Raw genomic sequence first — 21,111 nt, 5'->3', positions numbered from 1 at the left:
CCGGACGCCGGGGGCCGCGGCCGCCGCGGCGTCCGGGCCCCGCCCGGCACGGCTGACCGCCGCCGCTGCGCTGACGGGCGTCGAGGGCGCCGCCGTGGCGGCCGTCGGCGTGTGGATCGCGGTGCTCGGCCTGATCGGCGACCCGGACAGCCCGCAGCAGGCGGAGACCCTGGGGCTCACCGTGCTCGCGCTGGCCGTGCTGCCGCTGGCCGCGGCCCGCGGACTGTGGCAGCGGCGCAGGTGGAGCCGCGGGCCCGCGCTCGGCACGCAGCTGATGGCGCTGCCCGTGGCGTGGACGCTGGTCCAGAACGGCGGCGGGCTGATCGCGGCCGGGGCGGCGACCGCCGTGGTGGCCTTCGCCGTCCTCGCGCTACTGGTCAACCCGACGGCGACCGAGGCGCTGGGCATCGGCCCGCGCGAGGGCTGAAGCCGCCCCCGCCGGACGCCCTGCTCCTGGACGCCCGGCCCGCGGGGACACCCCGGCCCACCGGGACGCCCGGCTACTCCTCGACCAGCAGCTTCTCCCTCAGCTGCGCCAGCGTGCGGGCCAGCAGCCGGGAGACGTGCATCTGGGAGATGCCGACCTCCTGGGCGATCTGCGACTGGGTCATGTTGCCGAAGAAGCGCAGCAGCAGGATCTTCTTCTCGCGCGGCGGCAGGTCCTCCAGCAGGGGCTTGAGCGATTCGCGGTACTCGACGCCCTCCAGGGCCTCGTCCTCGGCGCCGAGGGTGTCGGCGACGGCGGGCGACTCGTCGTCGGTGTCCGGGACGTCGAGCGACAGGGTGCTGTAGGCGTTGGCGGACTCCAGGCCCTCCAGCACCTCCTCCTCGGAGATGCGCAGGTGCTCGGCCAGCTCGTGGACGGTCGGGGCGCGGCCGTGCCGCTGGGACAGCTCGGCGGTGGCCGTGGTCAGCGCGAGCCGCAGCTCCTGGAGCCGGCGGGGGACCCGCACCGCCCAGCCCTTGTCGCGGAAGTGCCGCTTGATCTCGCCGACCACGGTCGGCGTCGCGTACGTCGAGAACTCCACGCCCCGGTCCGGGTCGAACCGGTCCACCGACTTGATCAGCCCGATCGTGGCCACCTGGGTCAGGTCGTCCAGCGGCTCACCGCGGTTGCGGAAGCGCCGCGCCAGGTGCTCCACCAGCGGCAGGTGCATGCGCACCAGGGTGTTGCGCAGCTCGGCGCGCTCCTCGGACCCCTCCGGAAGCCCGCGCAGCTTGACGAACATCGCCCGCGCGCCGCTCCGGTCGTGCGGATCGTGCTCGTGCCGCCGGTCGTGCTGGTGCTGTTCCATGTGGTCCGCCCGCTCTGGTCGATCTCCGGCCGGGTCCGACTCCGCGTCCGCGGGATGCGGCCGGGCGGGCTGCTGCGGGATGGCCGGGGAGCGCACGTCCCGCGAAGATGCAGTGCTCACGGTAAGCCCCCTCTCCCTCACGGCTGGCCGGGACCGACGCCGCGCTCCTTGTACAGGCTGATGCTGACAGTCCGGTCCTCCGCGACGCTTGAGTCCACCTTGCCCGCCAGTGCGGACAGCACCGTCCAGGCGAAGGTGTCGCGCTCGGGGGCGCGGCCGTCGGTGGTGGGGGCCGAGACGGTCACCTGCAGTGCGTCGTCGATCAGGCGGAAGACGCAGCTCAGCACACTGCCGGGCACGGCTTGTTGCAGCAGGATCGCGCACGCCTCGTCGACGGCGATGCGCAGGTCTTCGATCTCGTCGAGGGTGAAGTCCAACCGCGCCGCGAGTCCGGCGGTCGCCGTGCGCAACACGGACAGATAGGCACCCGCAGCGGGCAGGCGGACTTCCACGAAGTCCTGGGTCCCGGGCTCGCCTGCGATCTGGGACACCCTCACCTCCAAGGTGGAACAAGCTAATTGAGCTGAGCTGATGTGCGTGCGAGCCCGCACCCTCTATGGTGGTGGGATGACGGACCGGCGCGGCACGTGGTTCGGCTGCGACGCTATCGCGATCTGTGGCTCGATGTCGCCCGGACGAAAACGCGCTCCCCGTCACGGGTGAACGTCGACCCGAAGTTCGTTGTCACTCATGGTAAGCACATGAGTACGCACAGTGGCTAGGGGTCGGGCGGTCTCAATTCGGAAGACATCCCGTTTCGTTGGGGAGCGTCGGCGGAACCCCAGGTCGGGATGGTCGTGCGGCGGTCGGGGGCCGTGGGGACCGGGCCGCGGTCCGGGCCGGGTGGTCGCGGGGCTCGGATCGTACTCCTCATGCTGAAGACGCTAGCGGGCGGGACTGACAATCCGCTGGTCCACATAACACCAATGCCAGTTTTCGCCGGGTTCAAAACTGCGCATCACCGGGTGACCGGTCTCCTTGAAGTGCTCGGTGGCGTGCCGGTGCGGCGAGGAGTCGCAGCAGCCGATGTGCCCGCAGGACAGGCACAGCCGCAGCTGCACGGGGTGGCTGCCGACCTCCAGGCACTCCGGGCAGGTGGCGCCCCGCGGCTCCGGCTCGGGACGGGGCAGCGCGGGAACGTGCGGACATACGTTCATGATGGCCAGGTTAATCCGCAACATGATCGAAAGCGGGCCACGGCCGATGGACGTCTTGCCTCTGTTGACGCTGGTGGCGGGCAGTGCCGCCGTCGCGGGCGCGGCCCGCCGCACGCCGGTGTCCGCCCCCCTGCTGCTGGTGGCCGCCGGGCTGGCCGCCAGTTACGTACCCGGCGTGCCCGACTACGCCCTCGACCCGCACGTCGTGCTGCCCCTGCTGCTGCCGCCCCTGCTGCACACCGCCGCGCTCGACAGCTCCTACCTGGACCTGCGCGCGAACCTGCGGCCGGTCGCGCTGCTGTCGGTCGGCTACGTGCTGTTCGCGACCCTGGCGGTCGGCTGGGCGGCCTCCCTGGCCGTGCCCGACCTGCCGCTGACCGCCGCACTGGTGCTCGGCGCGGTGGTCGCCCCGCCCGACGCCGTGGCGGCCACCGCCATCGCGCGCCGCATGGGCCTGCCCTCCCGGATGACCACCATCCTCCAGGGCGAGTCCCTGGTGAACGACGCCACGGCCATCACCGCCTACAAGGTGGCGCTGGCCGCGGCCGTGGGGGAGGGGGCGACCTGGGGCGGCGCGGTCGGGGAGTTCGCGCTGGCCGCGGTCGGCGGCGTGGGCGTGGGCCTGGTGCTCATGGTGCCGCTGCACTGGCTGCGCACCCGGCTGCGCGACCCGCTGCTGCAGAACACCCTCTCGCTGCTCATCCCCTTCGCCGCCTACACCGCGGCCGAGGAGGCCGGGGCGTCCGGCGTGCTGGCGGTCGTGGTCGTGGCGCTCTACCTCGGCCACCGCTCCTGGCAGGTCGACTTCGCCACCCGGCTCCAGGAGTCGGCGGTGTGGAAGATGGCCGCCTTCGTGCTGGAATCCGTGGTGTTCGCGCTGATCGGCCTCCAGCTCCCGGTGGTGACCCGGGACCTGGACGCGTACGGCTTCGGCCACGCGGCCTGGTACGCCACGGCCGTCTTCCTCGCGGTGGTGGTCGCCCGCTTCGTGTGGGTCTTCCCCGCCACCTTCCTGCCGCGCGCCGTGTCCCCCCGCATCCGCGAGCGGGAGCCGGACACCACCTGGCAGGCGCCGGTCGTGGTCGGCTGGGCCGGGATGCGCGGCGTGGTCTCGCTGGCCATCGCCTTCTCGGTCCCGGAGACCGTGCACGGCGGCGACCCCTTCCCGGCCCGCAGCCTCGTCCTCTTCCTGACCTTCACCACGGTGCTGGGCACCCTGGTCGTCCAGGGGCTCACCCTGCCCGCCCTGATCCGCCTGCTGCGGCTGCCCGGCCGCGACGCCCAGCGCGAGACGCTGATCGAGGCGCAGGCGCAGAACGAGGCGTCGCTGGCCGCCGAGCGCCGCCTGTCCGAACTCCTCGCCGACGAGCGCAACACCCTGCCCCAGCCGCTCGCCGACCGGCTGCGCACGGTCCTGGAGCGGCGGCGCAACGCGGTCTGGGAGCGGCTCGGCACGGTCAACGAGGTGACCGGGGAGTCGGCCGACGACACCTACCGCCGCCTGTCCCGGGAGGTGATCGGCGCCGAGCGGGAGGTGTTCGTCGCGCTGCGCGACGCCCGGCGCATCGACGACGAGATGCTGCGGACGCTGCTGCGCAGGCTGGACCTGGAGGAGGCCGCGGCCTACCGGGAGGAGGCGGCGGACGGCTGAGCGCCCTGATCCACCCCTGCCCCGCCAGACACGCCCTAGCGGCACGCCGTGGCCGCCAGCCGGGCGCGGACGCGGCGGCGCAGCGCGTCCATGCTGACGCCGCGCGGGTCGACCTTGCCCGGCTGCCACTCCAGGTGGCCGATCACCGACCGCTCGGACCAGCCGTGGTGGCGGCACAGGGCCGCCGCGGCCCGCTCGATGGCCTCCAGCTGCGCGTCCGGCCAGGGGTCCTCGCCGTTGCCGCGGTTCTCGCACTCGAAGCCGTAGAAGTGGCGGTTGCCGTCGGTGGTCGCCTCGTCGTCCGGCGGCGGGGTCCGGTCGGCGATCACCGCGCGTAGCACGTCGTCGTCGCCGAGCCCGGCGTGGTTGGTGCGGCCGTAGCCGACCAGGTGCACGGTGCCGTCCTTGGTGATCACCCCGTGGCACAGCGGGCCGGGCAGCGCGTCGCGGCCGTCCCGGCACAGCCGTATCGTCCTGTCGGCGCCGGAGGTGGCGGTGTGGTGGATCAGCACTCCATGGACCTCCCCCCACGGGCCGTGGCGGTTCCTGTTGTGGTGGCGCCAGTCGCCGACCTGCTTGACCCGCAGGCCCTCGTCCCACAGGGCGGTGAGAAAGTCCTTGGCGGACATGGGCCGAGCCATACCGGTCTCCTTTCGTGGACCTTCCGATGCTGCCGAACCGGACCGACCGGACCGACCGATCGGTCGTCGCGGTGGGTATGCCCGCTTCTGCGGTGAGTTACGAAAGTGAAAGAGGGCGTCCGGGAGCACGGCGTGGCGCGGGAGGCGCGGCCGCGCTGCCGGGCGCACACGCCAATGTCACGTGCACGCCCGCGGGCCGACTGCGCGCGCCGGTAGGTGGGTATGTCAGATGAGGAAGGCCGCCCCGGACCCCGGCGGCGAAACCGGCACGGCGTGGGACGTCCTCGCGCCGAGTGAGCGGCGCCCGCTCGTTGCCCGGACTGCTCTCGTGCACCCCGCCCTGGACGTCGCGTCACCCCGAGCGCCCCGCTGTCGCACGCTGCCATCACGTCAAGAGGGCTTGCATGATCGACGATTGGCCGGCATTCGGCGTGCGCGTACGAACGCTGGGCGGCACGACGGTGGTCGAGATCTGGGGAGAGCTGGATCTCTACGCGGCGTCACGCATCTCGGTGCGGATCGACACGCTCGTCCCGGCCGAGGTCTCGGACCTGGTGCTGGACCTGCGGCCGGTCACCTTCATGGACTGCGCCGGGCTCTCGCTGCTGTGCCGGCTGCGCAACCGCGCGCTGGCGCGCGGCAGCCGGCTGCGGCTGGTCATGGACAGCCCGCGGCTGCTGCGGCTGCTGCGCATGGTCCGGCTGGAGGGCGTGTTCGAGATCCTGCCCGACCTCAGGCCCGTGGAGGCGGCGTGGGCGGCGCGCCCGCCGGCCGGTCCGGACCGGGCCGCTGCGGACCGGCCCGGCGCCGGCGCCGCCGCGGCCGGGGTGCCGGACCTGGTGCCGGACGCCCCGGCGGAGATGCCGGGAGAGATGACGGAGGAGGCCATCGGCTGATGGTCCGTCACCCGAACGCTATAGCGCGCCGGTCGTCAAGAACGATGGCATGAATTCACTCGAAGGTGTGGTTTTCCCTCGGTAACGGCCGTCCTGGTGGCTCCGTAACCGACGGTCACCCCCGTACGCTCACGGGCACGTCGAAACACGACCTGGTAACCCTGTGTCCCGCATGACCGCCCCTGCCTGTTCCCGGGACCCGAAACACCCGGCAGAAGCAGAAAGGGACAGTGTGCCGTTCCGAGGTGATACCGCGATGCAGTCTGGCGTCCCCCGCCAGAGCCCCGCAGGACCGTACCCCGCAGGGCCGTACGCGTCAGGACCGTACGCCGCCGAACCGGCGCCCAGCGTGGTCACCTATCCCGCGCACGGCCACACCGTGGTCGAGTTGCACGGCGAGATCGACATCGCCGGAGTGGAGTCCGTCGGCCCGCCGCTGGACGAGGCGACCTCCGCGCCCGCCCCCGCCGTCATCATCGACTTACGCCCCACCGGCTTCTTCGACTGCTCGGGCCTGGCCCTGCTGGTCCGCGCCCACCGGCGGGTGGCCGAGCGCGGCGGGCGGCTGCGGCTGATCTGCACCAGCGCGCTCGGCCTGCGCACGCTGCGCGCGGGCGGCCTGTTCGACCTGCTGCGGCCCGTGCCCACCCTGGCCGACGCCCTGCGCGACGCGTGAGGTCCCGCCGCGGGCCCGCCGGTCCGCCGCCGGTCTCCGCGGGCTCTGCGACCGGTCTTCCGGCTGGTCCGCGGCCTGCGGAAGCGCCTCGCGCGCGCCCCGTACGGCCGTTTCGCGCGCCCCCTCGGCGATAGCGTTCCCCGATACCCCCGCCGAATTGCAATTTTTGGACCTCCTGAGTGTCTGGTGCGACGCGCTGACCCGCCGTTACGCTCCCGGCGTGGAGCTTGAGGTGAGGCACCTCCGTGCCCTGTGCGCTATCGCCGACACCGGCAGCTTGCGGAAGGCCGCCCGGCAGCTCGGCATGACCCAGCCGTCCCTGACCACGCAGTTGCGCCGGATCGAGAACGCCATCGGAGGCCGGCTCTTCTCGCGTGACCTCACCGGCAGCAGACCGACGCCGCTGGGGCGCTCGGTGCTGTGCCGGGCCCGGCCGATCGTGGCCGAGATGAACGCGCTGGTCACCGAGGCGAGATTAGAGGCGGGGCAGGCCGCGGGGGCCCAGATACGCGTCGGAAGCACCGGAAGCCGCGCGGTGGCCGGATGGCTGCGCCGCCTGAGAGCCAGATACCCCGAAGCGGACATCACGATCCACATCGACGTCTCCGCCAGCGCCCTGCTCGACATGATCGCCACCAACCACCTGGACGTCGCCTTCGTGCACGAGGTGGAAGGCTCCCCGCTGCAGATCCCCGACGGCCTGGAGCAGCGCGTCCTGATGGGCCGGGAGCCGCAGTTCGTGGCCCTCTCCGACACCCACCCCGCCGCCCGCCAGCAGGTCGTGCCGCTGGCCGACCTGGCCGACGACCCGTGGATGGTGGACCCGACCGTCGACGGCGAGGCCGAGGGCCTGCGCCGGGTCTTCACCGCCGCGGGCCTGAGCCCGCGCGTGGTGTACGGGGACTACCTGACCGCCGCCGACATGGTCATCTCCGGCGAGCTGGTCGCCCCCTGCCAGCCCACCGTCCGCTCCCGCCCCGGCATGGCCATCCGCCGCCTGCGCGGCGACCCGCTGCGCGTACGGCTGCTCATGGCGTCCCGCGCGGGCGCCGCCGCCTCCGCCGAGGCCGACGTCATCTTCGCCGACCTCAAGGCGTCGTACGCCGAGGTGGCCTGGGCCAACACCGTCTACCGCCAGTGGCTGCTGCGCCACGACAGCCCGCTGCTGCGCTCGCACGACGGCCGCATCCCGATACCGCTTCCGCTCGCCTCGCACCCGTCCGCCGAACTCGGCCTCGGCCTCGGCGCCGGACTCGCCGGCCTGCCCGACNCTCGCACCCGTCCGCCGAACTCGGCCTCGGCCTCGGCGCCGGACTCGCCGGCCTGCCCGACACCCCGCAGCGCAGCATGGGCACGGGCTGAGGCGGCGCCCCGGCCCGCGCGGGAGGGGTCCGGCGGCCCGGCCGGACCCCTCCCGCGCGGGCCGGGCCCGTCAGGCCGGGTACGCGCGCGTCTGCGTGGCCTTGACGGCGGCCCAGACGGCCGCGCCGGGCACCAGGTCCAGCTCCGCGGCGGCGAGGGCGGTCAGGTCGGCCGACAGGGACAGGTCGCCGGTGAGGTGCACGCGCGTGCGGTCGCCGTGCGGGTCCAGGCCCGCCACCCGCGCCCGCCACACGTTCCGCGCGCTGGAACCGGTGGGGCGCTCGCGGTGCAGGGTGACCGCGCCGGGCGGGAAGGCCACGAAGGCGGGCCCGGTGAGGTCGTCGGCGGTGGTGACCTCCGGGCCGGCGTCCAGCCGGACCGTACGGCCCTGTGAGCGGCCCGGGTACAGGTTCAGGCCGACCAGGTGGGCGACGTAGTCGGTGCGCGGCCGGCGGGCGACCTCGGCCGGGGTGCCGGTCTGCACGGCCCGGCCGTCCTCGACGACCACGAGCCGGTCGGCGAGCACCATGGCGTCCAGCGGGTCGTGGGTGACCAGCACGGCCACGCCGGTGAAGTCGGCCAGGTGCCGGCGCAGACGCGCGCGTACCTCCAGGCGCGTGCGGGCGTCGAGCGCGGCCATCGGCTCGTCCAGCAGCAGCAGGCCGGGCCCGGTGACCAGCGCCCGCGCGAGGGCGACGCGCTGCGCCTGGCCGCCCGACAGCCCGCGCGGCCGGGCGGCGGCGTGCTCGGCCAGGCCCATGCGCGCCAGCCAGGCGGCGGCCCGCGCGCGGGCCTCGGCCTTCGGCACGCCGTGGCAGCGGGGGCCGAAGGCCACGTTGTCCAGCGCGCTCAGGTGCGGGAAGAGCAGGTAGTCCTGGAAGACCACGCCGACCGGGCGGGCCTCGGGCGGCACGCGCAGCCGCGCGCCCGGGTCCTCCAGCGGCCGGCCGTCCAGCCGCAGGTGCCCGTCGGTCAGCGGGGTCAGCCCGGCCAGGGCGCGCAGCGCGGTGGACTTGCCCGCGCCGTTGGGGCCGAGCAGGGCCAGCACCTCGCCGGGCGCGGCGGCCAGCGCCACGTCGAGCCGGAAGGCGCCCCGGTCCACCACCAGGCGCGCGTCCAGTCCGCAGCCGTCGGCGGAGGTCGTCGCGGTGTCCACGGCGGCGTTCACGGCGCGGTCAGCCAGCGGTCGCGCAGCCCGGCCAGGACCGCCACGGACACCGCGAGCAGCACCAGGCTCAGCGCGATCGCGGCGGCCGGGTCGCTCTGGAGCGCCAGGTAGACGGCCAGCGGCATGGTCTGCGTACGGCCCGGGAAGTTGCCCGCGAAGGTGATCGTGGCGCCGAACTCGCCCAGCGCCCGCGCCCAGGCCAGCACCGCGCCCGCCGCCACGCCCGGCGCGATGAGCGGCAGGGTCACGCGGCGGAAGGCGGTCAGCCGGGAGGCGCCCAGGGTGGCGGCCGCCTCCTCGTAGCGCGGGTCGGCGGCCCGCAGCGTGCCCTCCACGCTGATGACCAGGAACGGCATGGCCACGAACGCCTCGGCGACCACCACCCCGGCGGTGGTGAACGGCAGCGTGACGCCGAACGCGCTGTCCAGCCAGCGCCCGGCCACCCCGCCCCGGCCCAGCGCGAGCAGCAGGGCCACGCCGCCGACCACCGGGGGCAGCACCAGCGGCAGGGTGACCAGGGCGCGCACCAGCCGCCGCCCGGGGAAGTCGGCGCGGGCCAGCAGCCAGGCCAGCGGCACCCCGAGCACCAGGCACACGGCGGTGGCGGCGGTGGCGGTGACCAGCGACAGGCGCAGCGCCTGCCAGACGCCGCCGGTGAGCTGGCCCGGCAGGTCGCGCCAGGGCGTGCGGATCAGCAGGGCGGCCAGCGGCAGCAGCAGGAACGCCAGGCCCAGCAGCGCGGGCACCAGCAGCGGCAGCGGCGCCCAGGAGCGCGTACGGGCGCGAAGCTGCCGCCGCGCGCCTCCCCCCGGGCCCCGGCGCGGAGACTTCGCGCCGGGACCACCGCGCACGCCCGTAGGCGCCCCCTCGGCGCCGAGCGGGCCGGTCACGGCCTGAGGAACCCGGCCCCGTCGAGGACCTCGCGGCCCTCGGCGGACTCCACCAGGGCGACGAACTCCCGGGCCGCGGCGCGGTTGGGCGCGTCCTTCAGCAGCGCGATCGGGTAGGCGTTGAGCGCCGAGGCCGACTCGGGGAACTCCACGCCGTACACCCTGCCGCCCGCCGCCCGCACGTCCGTGCGGTAGACGAGCGAGGCGTCGGCCTCCTTCAGCGCCACCTTGGTCAGCGCGCTCTTGACGTCCTGCTCGTAGGAGACCGGGGTGAGCTTCAGCCCGGCCGCGTCCAGCGCCTTCCGCGCGGCGGCGCCGCAGGGCACCGCCTTGTCGCACAGGGCCACCTTCAGGCCGGGCCGGGTGAGGTCCTTCAGGGAGGCGATCTTCTCCGGGTTGCCGGGCAGGGTGACGATCTCCAGCTGGTTGCGCGCGAACGTCGCGGGCGTGCCGGACGCCCGCTTCGCGTCGGTGACGGTCTTCATGGTCTTCGCGCTGGCGGCGGCGAACACGTCGGCGGGCGCGCCGGCGGTGATGCCGGCCGCGAGGGTGTCGCTGCCGCCGAAGTTGAAGGTCACGTGGGTGCCCGGGTGCGCGGCCTCGAACCGCTTGCCCAGCGTGGTGAAGCTCTCCTTCAGGGAGGCGGCGGCGAACACCGTGACCGTGCCGGACAGCTTCTTCGCCGCCGCCGACGCCCCCGCGCCCGACCCGGACGAGGCGGGCGGCGAGTCGTCGGAGGAGGACGAGGAGCAGCCCGCCGCCGCCAGCAGCGCGGCCACGGCGGCGGCCGCGGCCGCGAGCGGCCTGCGCGCGCGGGCGTGCCGGAGCGCGCCTGCGTGCCGGAGCGCGCCTGCGGTCCGGGGTGTGCGGGCGGTCCCGGACCTGCCTGCGGTCCGGCGTGCGGATCGGGTCGTCACGGGCTTCTCCCTCGTGTCCTGCTGGAGTGCTCTCACGGCGTCTCGACCACCACGTTGGTCGACTTGATCACGGCGACCGCCGGCACGCCGGGCTCCAGGCCCAGCTCCTCGGCCGACTCCCGGCTGATCATCGACACCACCCGGAACGGCCCGGCCTGGATCTCCACCTGGGCCGAGACGTCGCCCAGCACCACCTCGGTGACGATCCCGGCGAAGCGGTTGCGCGCCGAGGAGCCGGTGCTCGCCCGCTCCGTGCGGTTCAGCTCGCGGGCGAAGGCGGCCAGGGCGGGCCCGGAGACGGTCCGGCGGCCCTGCTCGTCGCGCTCCGCGCGCAGCCGTCCGCCGTCGACCCAGCGGCGCAGCGTGTCGGCGCTGACGCCCAGCAGGGCGGCGGCCTCCCCGATCCGGTAGGTGTGCATGCGGTCATACTAGGTCGGCGGTTGCGAGCCTTAACGCCCGTTTCACTTGCAGGAACTGGACAATGTCGCGTTTGCAGCTCGCAGGCGCGGCCCGTCGGGGGGTCGCGCCGAGGGCGGTCAGTACACGTCGCGGACGTAGCGCCGGTCGGCGGCGAGCTGCCGTACGTACCCGGCCGCGGCCTCCTCGGTGAGGCCGCCGTGCGCCACGGCGATGTCCCGCAGCGCCTGGTCGACGTCCTTGGCCATCCGGGACGCGTCGCCGCACACGTAGAAGCGGGCGCCGTCCATCAGCCACGACCACAGCTGCGGGCCGTGCTCGCGCATGCGGTCCTGGACGTACACCTTGGCGCGCTGGTCGCGGGAGAAGGCGGTGTCCAGGCGGGTGAGCGTGCCCTCGTCCAGGAAGTCGGTCAGCTCCCGCTGGTAGTAGAAGTCGGTGGCGCGGTGCTGCTCGCCGAAGAACAGCCAGTTGGGCGCCCGGTGGCCGCGCGCGCGGCGCTCCTCCAGGAAGCCCAGGAAGGGCGCCACGCCGGTGCCCGGGCCCACCATCACCATCGGCGTGTCCGGGTCGGCCGGGGGCTTGAAGTGCGGGGAGCGCTGCACGAACACGGGGACGGGGGTGCCCGGCTCGGCGTCGGCGAGGAACGGCGAGCACACGCCCTTGCGCGGCCGGCCGCGCACGTTCTCGTACCGCACGACGGAGACCGTCAGCGACACGCGCAGCGGGTCCGCCAGCGGGCTGGTCGAGATCGAGTACAGGCGCGGCCGCAGCGGTCCCAGCGCCTCGGCCCACTCCCGCGCGGTGGCCTGGAGGGGGTGCTCGGCCACCACGTCGACGGCCTGGCGGCCCCAGGACCAGCGGGCCAGCTCGCCCTTGTTGTCCGGGCGCAGCAGCTTCTTCAGCTCGCGGCGGTCGTGGTCGGTGCGGTCGGTGACGAAGCGCAGCAGGCCCTGGGTGATCCGCGTAATGTCCAGGTGCCGGCGCAGCGCCTCGCCGAACGGCACCTCGCCCGCGCCGGGCAGCTCCACCGGGTCGCGCGCGTCCACGCCGGTGACCGCCAGCCACTCGGCCACCAGGTCCGGGCAGTTGACGGGCAGCACGCCGAGGGCGTCGCCCGCCTCGTAGACCAGCGGGGTCTCGGCCTCGCGCGTGTCGAAGGTGAACTGGCGGACCTCCTTGCCCGCGCCGGGCAGGGTGAGCAGCCGGTTGCCGGTCAGCCGGGCGGTGACGGGCGCGGGCCGGGAGCCGGCGGACGCCGGGGCCGGGCCGGCGGGCCCGGTGCTCGCGGCGGGCCCGGGCGCGGCGGTGTCCGCGGCGCTGGTGCCGACGGCGGTGCCGGTGCCGGTCAGGGCGGCGAGCACCTGGTCGAGCCAGGCCAGGGCGGACGGCTCGTAGTCCGGTTCGCAGTCCGTACGGTCCGTGAGTCGCACGCCGCCCAACTCGCCGAGCCGCTGGTCCAGGCGGCGGCCGTGGCCGCAGAAGTCGTCGTACGAGGAGTCGCCGAGCGCCAGCACCGCGAACCGCAGGCCGTCCAGGCTCGGCGTGTCCGGCCCGGTCAGGGCGTGCCAGAAGCCCGAGCCGTTGTCCGGGGCGTCGCCGTCGCCGAAGGTGCTCGTGATCAGCAGCAGGTCGGCGGCGGGCGGCAGCGCGCGGGGGTCGGCCTCGTGCATGCCGGCGAGCGTGACCTGGTGCCCGGTGGCGGCCAGGCGGTCGGCGGCGGTCGCGGCGAAGTCCTCGGCGTTGCCCGTCTGCGAGGCCCACAGCACCACGACCTCGCGGGTCTTCCCGCCGCCGGGCGCGGCGGGCACCGGGTCGGCGGCCGGGCCGGCGGGCCCGGCGGCGCGCGAGTACAGGCCGGCCAGCACGCCGTTCACCCACAGCGCGTGCTCGGCGCTGAAGGGCGCGCCTTCGGGCAGTACGGGTACGCCGGGCCGGCCCGGCTCGATCCCGGCGAGGAAGCCGACCAGGTAGCGGCGCTCGTGCTCGGCCAGCACCGGCGGCGGGCCGGGCTGGAGGCCGAAGGCGCCCGCCGCCTGGGACCCGACGGCGGCCGTGCCGAGCGTGGCCGTGCCGAGGGCGGCGGCCACCGGCACCGGGACCGCGCCGGCCGCCTCGGCCGCGGCCGCCCGGTCAGCCGTGCCCGGCGCCGCACCGGCGGGCGCGACGGCCCCGGCGACCTTCGTCAGCGACACCGCGCACACCTTCAGCTCCGGCTGGAAGGAGATCGGGTCCACCGCGTCGCTGGTGACCGCGTTGACGCACCGGTACTCGCCGAACAGGTCGTTCCAGTGGAAGGGCGCGAAGCAGCAGCCCGGCCGCACCCGGTCGGTCACCACGGCCGGCAGCACCGCCCGGCCGCGCCGCGAGGCGACCTCGACCGCGTCGCCCTCCGCGATGCCCAGCGCCCGCGCGTCGTCCGGGTGCACCTCCACGAACGGCCCGCCGTCCAGCCGGTTCAGCTTGGCGACCCGGCCGGTCTTGGTGAGCGTGTGCCACTGGTGCTGCACCCGGCCGGTGTTCAGCACGTACGGGTAGTCGTCGTCGGGCATCTCGGCCGGGTCCAGGTGCGGGCGGGCGAAGAAGACCGCCCGGCCGCTCGGGGTGGGGAAGGCGAGGCGGCCGTCCTCCGACACGTACCGGACCGGGTTGCGGTCGGGCCCGTCCGGGTGGGGCGCGGGCCACTGCACGGGCGTGGCGCGCAGCCGCTCGTACGTCACGCCGCGCAGGTCGTAGCCGGTCTTCGGGTTCCAGGCGCGCTTGATCTCCTCGAAGACCTCCTCCGCGTCGGCGTAGTCGAACGCCTCCCCGTACCCCATCCGGCGGGCGACCTCCGCGATGATCCGCCAGTCCGCCATCGCCTCGCCGGGCGGGTCGGCGGCCTGCCGGGCCAGCGTCAGGTTCCGCTCGCTGTTGATCATCACGCCGTCGGCCTCGGTCCACAGGGCGGCCGGCAGCACCACGTCGGCGTAGGCGTTGGTCTCGGTGTCGGCGAACACGTCCTGGGTGACGACGAACTCCGCCGCCTCCAGGCCCTCGATGACCGTACGGCGGTTGGCGACCGAGGCGACGGGGTTGGTGCACATGATCCAGCACGCCTTGACCGCACCGTCGGCCATGCGCCGGAACATGTCCACCGTGCCCTGCCCGGACCCGTCCGCGCGGACCGTGCCCGGCGCCAGCCCCCACAGCTCCTCGGCGAAGGCGCGGTCCTCGGGCACCAGCACGGACCGCTGCCCGGGCAGCCCCGGGCCCATGTAGCCCATCTCCCGGCCGCCCATGGCGTTGGGCTGGCCGGTGAGCGAGAACGGTCCGCTGCCCGGCCGGCAGATCGCACCCGTGGCAAGGTGCAAGTTGACCAGGGCGTTGGTGTTCCAGGTGCCGTGGGTGCTCTGGTTGAGGCCCATCGTCCAGCAGCTCATCCAGTCCGCCGCGCCGCCGATCAGCTCCGCCGCCCGGCGCAGGTCCGCCTCCGCGACGCCGGTGACCTCGGCGACGGCCGCGGGCGCGTAGTCCGCCAGGAACTCCGGCATCGCCTCCCAGCCCTCGGTGTGCGCGGCGATGAAGTCCGGGTCGGTGTGCCCGCCCGCCACCAGCAGGTGCAGCAGCCCGTTCAGCAGCGCCAGGTCCGTGCCCGGCCGCACCTGGAGGAACACGTCGGCCTTCTCGGCGGTCGCGGTGCGCCGCGGGTCCGCCACGATCAGCTTCGCGCCCGCCTTCACCCGGTCCAGCAGGCGCAGGAAGAGGATCGGGTGGCAGTCGGCCATGTTGGAGCCGATGACGAAGAAGACGTCCGCCTGGTCGAAGTCCTGGTACGAGCCGGGCGGGCCGTCCGCGCCGAGCGACAGCTTGTAGCCGCTGCCCGCGCTGGCCATGCACAGCCGCGAGTTGGACTCGATCTGGTTGGTGCCCAGGAAGCCCTTGGCGAGCTTGTTGGCCAGGTACTGGGCCTCCAGGCTGAGCTGCCCGGACACGTACAGCGCCACGGCGTCCGGACCGTGCTCGTCCACGATCGCCCGCAGCCGCCGCGCCGTGAGGTCCAGCGCCCGCTCCACGGGCACCGGCGCGGGCTCCTCGCCGCGGTCGGTGCGCGCCAGCGCGGTCGCCAGGCGGCCGGGCGCGGCCAGCATGTCGGCGGTGGTGGCGCCCTTGGTGCACAGCCGGCCGAAGTTCGCCGGGTGCTCCCGGTCGCCCGACGCCTTCCGGACCGTACGCCGCCCGTCCGGGCCGGTGGCCACGTCCAGGACCATCCCGCAGCCGACGCCGCAGTACGAGCAGACGGTCCGGATCCTGTCGGTGCCACCGGCCGGCGGCTGCTGCGCGGTCGTCACGGTCGTCCCCTCCTACGATCGGACTTCCTTCGCCGCCAACGTACGAAATGCCCGTTACGCGGTTGTCACACCCGATGATCAACGGGGGTTACGCCCCTTGCACAGCCGCCGGCCAGGACGTGTGAGATGACCGGCCGCCCGGGGGCGGGGGCCGGTGCGGGCCGAGCCGGGCGGGGCCGGGTCAGGCCGGGTGCGCGGCGGTGAACGCGGCGAGGGCGGCGGTCAGCCGGGGCAGGTCGGCCGGGTTGCCGGCGTCGATGCCGGTCAGCGAGGCGATCTTGCGCAGACGGTAGTCGACGGTGTTGGGGTGCAGGTGCAGGCGGGCGGCGGCGGCCCGGCGGTCCAGCCCGGCGTCGAGGTACGTGCGCAGCGTGGCCAGCAGCTCCGGCCGGTCGCGCAGCGGCAGCAGCGCCTGCGCGAGCAGGGTGTGCGCCGGGGAGGGCCGGGTGAGCTGGTACTCCACCAGCACGTCCGCCAGCTGGTACAGGCCGGGCGCTGCCTGGGTGAGCCGGACCACCTCCAGCACCTCGCGGGCCAGCTCCGCGGCCGCGGGCACCCCGGCCACGTCGGACGCGGCCACCGCGACCGTGGTCGGCACCCCGGCGCTCCGGCTCGCCGCCTCCTGGATCCGGCGCGCGTCGGCGAGGTCGTCCTCGGTGAGCGCGGCGTCGGCGGACGTGCGGGGCAGCAGGATCAGGCCACCGGTGGCCGCCAGCTGGCACAGCGCGGCCCCGCCGCTGACCTGGTCCAGCTCGGCGCGCACCCGGCGCAGCTTGCGGCGGGCGGCGATCAGCGGGTCGACGCCGGGAGCGGACTCCTCGGGGTGGGCCGGGACCGACACGTACAGCGAGAGGTAGCCGGGCGGCGGGACCAGCCCGGCCCGCTCGGCGAACTGCTCCACGGGCCGGCCCTCGACCAGCGCGGCCATCAGGGCCTGGGCCTCGGCGTGCCGGCCCCCGGTGCGGGCCTGGAACCCCTCCAGATAGCCGGCGCACACCTCGCTCTGCACCTGGACCAGGTGCCGCAGCAGGACCCGGCTGGCCTCCAGGACGTCGTCCACGTCCTCGGGGCGGGCGTCCGCCGTGAGCGCGTTCCAGAACTCCTGGGTGCCCAGGTGGTAGGCGGACAGCAGGACATCCGCGGGCATGCCCTCCTCGGCGCGGCGGACCACCGACTCGCGGACCATGGCCAGCTCGCCGGAGTCGGGCGCGGTCCGGTCGCGCACGCAGCGGGTGAACGACCGCACGATGTGGTCGACGACGTCCGTGACGCTGCCGGTGATCTCCTCGCGCGTCATCAGGCGGAAGACGGGCAGCTCCGTCAGCAGCAGCTCGACGATGGAGGCGACCAGCGCCGGCCGGACCTCGGCCAGCCGCCGCTCCAGCCGCTGCCCGCCGATGACGAGGGACGCGCGGGCCGCCGGCGCGTCCCGCGGGGCCACGACCACACCTCTGTTGTCTGTCACAGCCGGAGCGTGCCCCCATTCCGCGCCGCGGCGCAACCCGTAGGACCGGTGAACCTCGCTCCGTGACGTGCCCGGTGGCCGTCGGTCACGGCGCGCGGACCGCCCGCCGCGCCCGCCGCCCGGCACGCGCCCACCTGCGACGACGTACGGCCTCCGGGGTGGCTGCGCCGGAGACCGCGGCCCGCGCGTGTCGCCGCGCGGCGCCGGGACCGGGCGGGGCGGGCGCCCGCCGCCGCGTTGGTGACCTCGCCCAGCCACGTGTTGTGACCTTGCCCAAAGGAAGAGCCCGAGGCGGGAGCCGGTGACGCCCGCCCGCGGGGGCGGCGGCGGTGCCGGCGCCGGGCGGAGCGAAGGTGCGGGCCCCGGGCCAGGCCCTTAGCGTGAAGAAGAACCACAGGTGACCGACCGGGGAGCACCGGGCGCGGCGAAACCGCCCATCGGGACCTGACCGAAGCCCCCGGCGCCGGCAGTCGGCGTCCGTCCGGCCGCCGTACGCGCGGCCCCGGTCCAAGCTCGCCGTCGTACACACGGCCATGGTCCGCCCGGCGTCGTACGCGCGGTCGGGGTCCCGCGCGCTCGTGGTTCCGCCCGGCCGGGGAGCGTGCCGGCGCCGGCCGGTCCGGTCGTCCGCAGTCCGTCAGGGAGGAGCCGGCATGCCCTCCGCGTCCGTACCGTCCGCCGCCGGCGGCCCCGGGTCCGGCCCGCCCGGCGCCGCGGCCCGCCCCCGCGCCGCGCTCCACCGGCTCTACCGCCGCGACCTGCCCCACTACCCGGCCACGGGCCCCCGCATGGGCTATCTGGCCATCGTGGTGGCCGTCACCGTGGTGCTCTACTACGAGCTCTATGTGGTGTTCGCGGTCGCCGCCTCGCTCATCCACCACTTCGGCATGACGTTCACCGACTTCGTGTGGCTGGCGGTGATCGGCGCGGGGGTGGGCGCGTTCGCGTCGCTGCTGGCCGGGCTCGCCGACCGCTGGGGCCGGGCCAACATGGTGGTCTACGGCCTGCTGGCCGTCGCCGCGCTGTCCACCTTCGGGCTGCCGAACGCCGGCAGCAAGGCCGTCTTCTTCGTGCTCTTCGCGCTGCTGTCCTTCGTGGAGGGCGTGGTGCTGGTCGCCACCCCCGCCCTGGTCCGGGACTTCTCGCCGCAGCTCGGCCGGGCCTCCGCGATGGCCTACTGGACCATGGGCCCCGTCCTCGGCAGCCTCATCACCACCGCGGTCACCAGCAGCACCCTGCACGGCAGCGAGTGGCAGGACCAGCTGCGCTACTCCGGTCTGGCCGGATTCGGCCTCTTCCTGGTCGCGCTCGTGGCCCTGCGGGAGCTGTCCCCGGCGCTGCGCGACCAGATCATGGTGAGCCTGCGGGACCGGGCGCTGGTGGAGGCGCGCGCCAGGGGGCTGGACCCGGAGGCCGTACGGCGCGGGGAGTGGCGGCAGATGATGCGGCTGGACGTGCTCGGCCCGGTGCTGGGCGTCGGACTGTACCTGCTGCTGTACTTCTCGGCGGTCGGCAACTTCGTCGTGTACTTCGCGACCGTCTTCGGCTACAGCGAGCGGCGCACGAACGGGCTGATGAACTGGTACTGGGTGGCGGACGCGATCGCCCTGCTGGTGGCCGGCGTGCTGTCGGACGTGCTCAGGGTGCGCAAGCCCTTCATGATGGTCGGAGCGGCCGGGTCGATCGTGATGACCGTGCTGTTCGCCCTCCGGGCCACCGAGCCGGCCACCGGCTACTACACCTTCGTCCTGTTGCTCGTGCTGTTCAGCGCCTTCCAGGCGATCGGGTACGCGCCGTGGATGGCGGCGTACACCGAGACCGTCGAGCGGCACAACCCGGCCGGCACCGCCGTGGGCCTCGCGATCTGGGGCTGGATCCTGCGCATCGTGGTGGCCGTCTCCAGCGCCGTCGTCCCGGTGGTCGTCACCTCGGCCACCCCGCTGATGGACCACGGCCCGCAGGTCGCGGAGGCCCAGCGGCGGGCCGGGCCCGCGCTCGACGTCATCCGCGCCCACCCGGAGATCTTCGCCGAACTGGACAGGTACCCGCCCGGCTCGGTGCCCCCGGAGCTGGCCGCGCGCGCCCTGCGCGAGGTGGGCCCGGGGGGCCTGGCGACCGTCCAGAAGGCGCGGCCGGAGCTGGCCGTGCTGAAGAAGTACGGGCCCGAGGTGCGCGACGCGGCGGCGGACGCGCCCGGGCAGTGGCAGACCTGGTGGTGGGTGTGCCTGGCCGGGCAGGTGCTCTTCGTGCCGCTCGTCCTGCCGATGAAGGGGCGGTGGAGCCCGAAGCGGGCGCGCGAGGACGTGGCGCGGCACGAGGCGGCGGTCCAGCGGGAGCTGGCCGCGCTGGCCGCCGAGCGGCGCGACTGAGCCGCCGGTCGGCGCGCCGCACCGGGCCCCGCCGCCCGGCGGTCACCCGTGTCGCCCCCTCCCCCCGGGACCGGTGCCGGTACGTACGCGGGGGTGCGCCGCCGGTGCCCTCGCCGCTCCCGAGTAATAAATTAACTTTGAGGCGATTGATCCGTGTGCCCGGATTGTGGTCCTGGGCTGGTTCGAGTCGGAGGCCGACGGCTTGCGGAGGGCGAGGACGGTCATGAGCGCCACGCGCGGCGAGGGCCCGCGGGAGCCGCCGGGCCCGGTGCGGGCGCGGCGGCTGAACCTGCTCGCGGCCGTGGCCCCCGGCCAGGGGGACGCCGGCGTGCTGCAACCCGCCCTGCTCCAGGCAACGGCCGAGCTGGGCGGCTACGGCGGCATGGCGCACGTGCGCGTGCGCGGCAGCACCGGGGCGGACCTGCGGCTGGTGATGAGCAACGGGCTGCCCGGCACGGTCACCGCGCACTGGGCGATCGTCCCCGAGCGGGGCTCGGGGGCCCTGGTGCGGGCCGTCCGCGAGGAGGCGTTCGTCCACCTGCACAGCGCCGGCGCGCCCGCACAGCCGTACGGGCCGGCGCCCGGCGACCCGGGGGAGACCGCGGTCTTCGACGACGTGGGGATGGCCGCGGTGCCGGTGCCGGGGCCGGACGGCCCGCTGGGCACCCTGTCGGTGCTGCTGCCCGCCTCCCGGGTGCCGAGCCCGGAGCAGCGGGCGTTCGCCGAGGAGGTGGCCCGGTGGGCGGGCGAGCGGATACGGCTGACCTCGCTGGGCCCGGAGGGCGTGTCCCCCAACCTGCTCGGCGGGCAGGAGGCCCGGCGGCCCGGGGCGGAGGCCGGCCGGAACTGGTCGTGGGACCTGCGTACCGGCTCGCTCACCTACTACGGGCCGGTGCTGGAGGAGCTGGGCATGGACCCGGCGCTGGACGACGGCCGGCTCGACTCCTGGTCCAAGGCCATCCATCCCGACGACCACGTCTGGGTGGCCGCGGAGGCCGACCGGGGGGTCCGGGCCCGCAGCGAGTGGGACCTGACGTACCGGGTGCGCCGGGCGGACGGCACCTACACCTGGGTGCAGACGCACGGCCGCGTCGTCCTGGACGAGCACGGCGAACCGGTCGGCGCCGAGGGCCGGACCTGGCCCGTCGGCGAGTCGCACGGCGCGCTGGAGTCGGTGGGCCGGGCGCTGCTGCACATGAACGACGGCTTCCTCTCCCTGAGCGCGGACGGGCGGGTCGGCTTCGTCAACGCGGCGGCCGAGCGGCTGCTGGGTCCGGCGCGGGAGATGGTCGGCCGCAGGCTGTGGGAGGTGCCCGCGCTGCGGGACGTGCCCGGCGTGGCGGAGCGGTACCGCGAGGCCGCGGCCGGTGGCGAGCCGGTGAGCTTCGAGGTGCCGGTGCCCGGCCGCCCCCGGGGGCCGGCCGCGGGACCCGGCCGCGACCGGGCACCGGGCGGCGGCGCGGGCCCGGACAGCGGTCAGAGACCGGACGGCCCGGACGGCGAGCAGTGGTACCACCTACGGCTCGTGCCCGTGCCCGACGGGCTGACGGCGTACGTCACGGACGTGACCGAGCGGCGGCGCCGGGAGGCCGAGCGCCGGGCCGTGGAGGAGGCGGCGGCGCGGCGGGCGGCGCTGATGTCCCGGCTGACGCGGGCGCTGGCCGAGGCGGTCACCGCCCGGGACGTGGTGGACGCCGTCGCCGCGAGCCTGCTGCCGCCGCTCGGCGCCGACGGGCTGATCGTCGCGACGCTGGAGCACGAGCGGATCGACGTGGTCGGCTCGGTCGGCTATCCGGACGCGTTCGTCCGGCGGGTG

At 75.1% G+C, this 21,111-nt stretch carries 16 protein-coding genes and 1 pseudogene; 7 read left to right on the top strand and 10 right to left on the bottom strand.

The window, feature by feature from the left end; translation table 11 throughout:
• On the top strand, nt 1-427 hold a 427-nt coding region (locus RKE29_RS15275; RefSeq protein WP_312005915.1), incomplete at its 5' end, for a hypothetical protein.
• Between the two features lie 73 nt (nt 428-500).
• Here the strand turns inward: RKE29_RS15275 and RKE29_RS15270 are convergent.
• The 3 genes from RKE29_RS15270 to RKE29_RS15260 all read right to left on the bottom strand — a co-directional run bounded on the left by RKE29_RS15270 (nt 501) and on the right by RKE29_RS15260 (nt 2,512).
• Complete coding sequence (locus RKE29_RS15270; RefSeq protein WP_312005919.1) at nt 501-1,544, bottom strand: RNA polymerase sigma factor SigF; 1,044 nt, start codon at nt 1,542-1,544, stop codon at nt 501-503.
• Nucleotides 1,433-1,846 carry an anti-sigma regulatory factor gene (locus tag RKE29_RS15265; RefSeq protein ID WP_144381444.1) on the bottom strand — a complete coding sequence of 138 codons (414 nt, stop codon included), beginning with the start codon at nt 1,844-1,846 and terminating at the stop codon, nt 1,433-1,435. The genes RKE29_RS15270 and RKE29_RS15265 overlap by 112 nt, the downstream gene beginning before the upstream one ends.
• Nucleotides 1,847-2,239: 393 nt before the next feature.
• Nucleotides 2,240-2,512 (bottom strand): UBP-type zinc finger domain-containing protein, encoded by a 273-nt coding sequence (locus RKE29_RS15260; RefSeq protein ID WP_312005911.1) that lies wholly within the window; start codon nt 2,510-2,512, stop codon nt 2,240-2,242.
• A 46-nt stretch (nt 2,513-2,558) separates the two neighbouring features.
• Between RKE29_RS15260 and RKE29_RS15255 the strand changes: the two genes are divergently transcribed.
• Nucleotides 2,559-4,163 (top strand): Na+/H+ antiporter, encoded by a 1,605-nt coding sequence (locus tag RKE29_RS15255; RefSeq protein WP_312005910.1) that lies wholly within the window; start codon nt 2,559-2,561, stop codon nt 4,161-4,163.
• 35 nt (nt 4,164-4,198) lie between these two features.
• Here RKE29_RS15255 and RKE29_RS15250 read toward each other — a convergent pair whose 3' ends face one another.
• Nucleotides 4,199-4,804, bottom strand: a complete 606-nt coding sequence (locus RKE29_RS15250; protein WP_312005909.1) for an N-acetylmuramoyl-L-alanine amidase — start codon at nt 4,802-4,804, stop codon at nt 4,199-4,201.
• Nucleotides 4,805-5,208: 404 nt separating this feature from the next.
• On the opposite strand from RKE29_RS15250, the gene RKE29_RS15245 reads away from it, so the two are divergent.
• From RKE29_RS15245 to RKE29_RS15235, 3 genes and pseudogenes are all read left to right on the top strand, one after another.
• Nucleotides 5,209-5,700, top strand: coding sequence for an STAS domain-containing protein (locus RKE29_RS15245; RefSeq protein ID WP_312005908.1), 492 nt, complete (start codon nt 5,209-5,211; stop codon nt 5,698-5,700).
• A 349-nt stretch (nt 5,701-6,049) separates the two neighbouring features.
• Entirely contained in the window at nt 6,050-6,376 is a 327-nt protein-coding gene (locus RKE29_RS15240; protein WP_312005905.1) for an anti-sigma factor antagonist, read from the top strand.
• Between the two features lie 232 nt (nt 6,377-6,608).
• A pseudogene (locus RKE29_RS15235) lies at nt 6,609-7,541 on the top strand (LysR family transcriptional regulator); the annotation flags it as partial.
• Between the two features lie 267 nt (nt 7,542-7,808).
• On the opposite strand, the gene RKE29_RS15230 reads toward RKE29_RS15235, so the two are convergent.
• The 6 genes from RKE29_RS15230 to RKE29_RS15205 all read right to left on the bottom strand — a co-directional run bounded on the left by RKE29_RS15230 (nt 7,809) and on the right by RKE29_RS15205 (nt 16,926).
• Nucleotides 7,809-8,906: an ABC transporter ATP-binding protein gene (locus RKE29_RS15230; RefSeq protein WP_312005904.1), complete on the bottom strand. Its 1,098-nt coding sequence runs from the start codon at nt 8,904-8,906 to the stop codon at nt 7,809-7,811.
• Nucleotides 8,903-9,796, bottom strand: coding sequence for a molybdate ABC transporter permease subunit (gene modB / locus RKE29_RS15225; RefSeq protein ID WP_312005902.1), 894 nt, complete (start codon nt 9,794-9,796; stop codon nt 8,903-8,905). The genes RKE29_RS15230 and modB overlap by 4 nt, the downstream gene beginning before the upstream one ends.
• The gene (gene modA / locus RKE29_RS15220; RefSeq protein ID WP_312005917.1) at nt 9,793-10,575 is read right to left on the bottom strand and encodes a molybdate ABC transporter substrate-binding protein; all 783 of its coding nucleotides are present in this window, start codon (nt 10,573-10,575) and stop codon (nt 9,793-9,795) included. Before modA ends, modB begins: the two co-directional genes overlap by 4 nt.
• 170 nt (nt 10,576-10,745) lie before the next feature.
• Entirely contained in the window at nt 10,746-11,132 is a 387-nt protein-coding gene (locus tag RKE29_RS15215; protein ID WP_312005901.1) for a helix-turn-helix transcriptional regulator, read from the bottom strand.
• A gap of 117 nt (nt 11,133-11,249) precedes the next feature.
• Complete coding sequence (locus RKE29_RS15210; protein ID WP_312005900.1) at nt 11,250-15,461, bottom strand: bifunctional nitrate reductase/sulfite reductase flavoprotein subunit alpha; 4,212 nt, start codon at nt 15,459-15,461, stop codon at nt 11,250-11,252.
• A 181-nt stretch (nt 15,462-15,642) separates the two neighbouring features.
• Nucleotides 15,643-16,926: a helix-turn-helix domain-containing protein gene (locus tag RKE29_RS15205; RefSeq protein WP_312005898.1), complete on the bottom strand. Its 1,284-nt coding sequence runs from the start codon at nt 16,924-16,926 to the stop codon at nt 15,643-15,645.
• 653 nt (nt 16,927-17,579) lie between these two features.
• Here RKE29_RS15205 and RKE29_RS15200 point away from each other — a divergent pair.
• A complete protein-coding gene (locus RKE29_RS15200) occupies nt 17,580-19,295 on the top strand; it encodes an MFS transporter (protein ID WP_312005895.1) in 1,716 nt (571 codons plus the stop codon).
• A gap of 223 nt (nt 19,296-19,518) precedes the next feature.
• On the top strand, nt 19,519-21,111 hold a 1,593-nt coding region (locus tag RKE29_RS15195; protein ID WP_312005894.1), incomplete at its 3' end, for a PAS domain-containing protein.

It is taken from the genome of Streptomyces sp. B1866, from assembly GCF_031932565.1.
Classification (GTDB): domain Bacteria; phylum Actinomycetota; class Actinomycetes; order Streptomycetales; family Streptomycetaceae; genus Streptomyces.
Note: the sequence above shows the minus strand (reverse complement) of the source record. Positions and strands in the feature narration are given on the sequence as shown.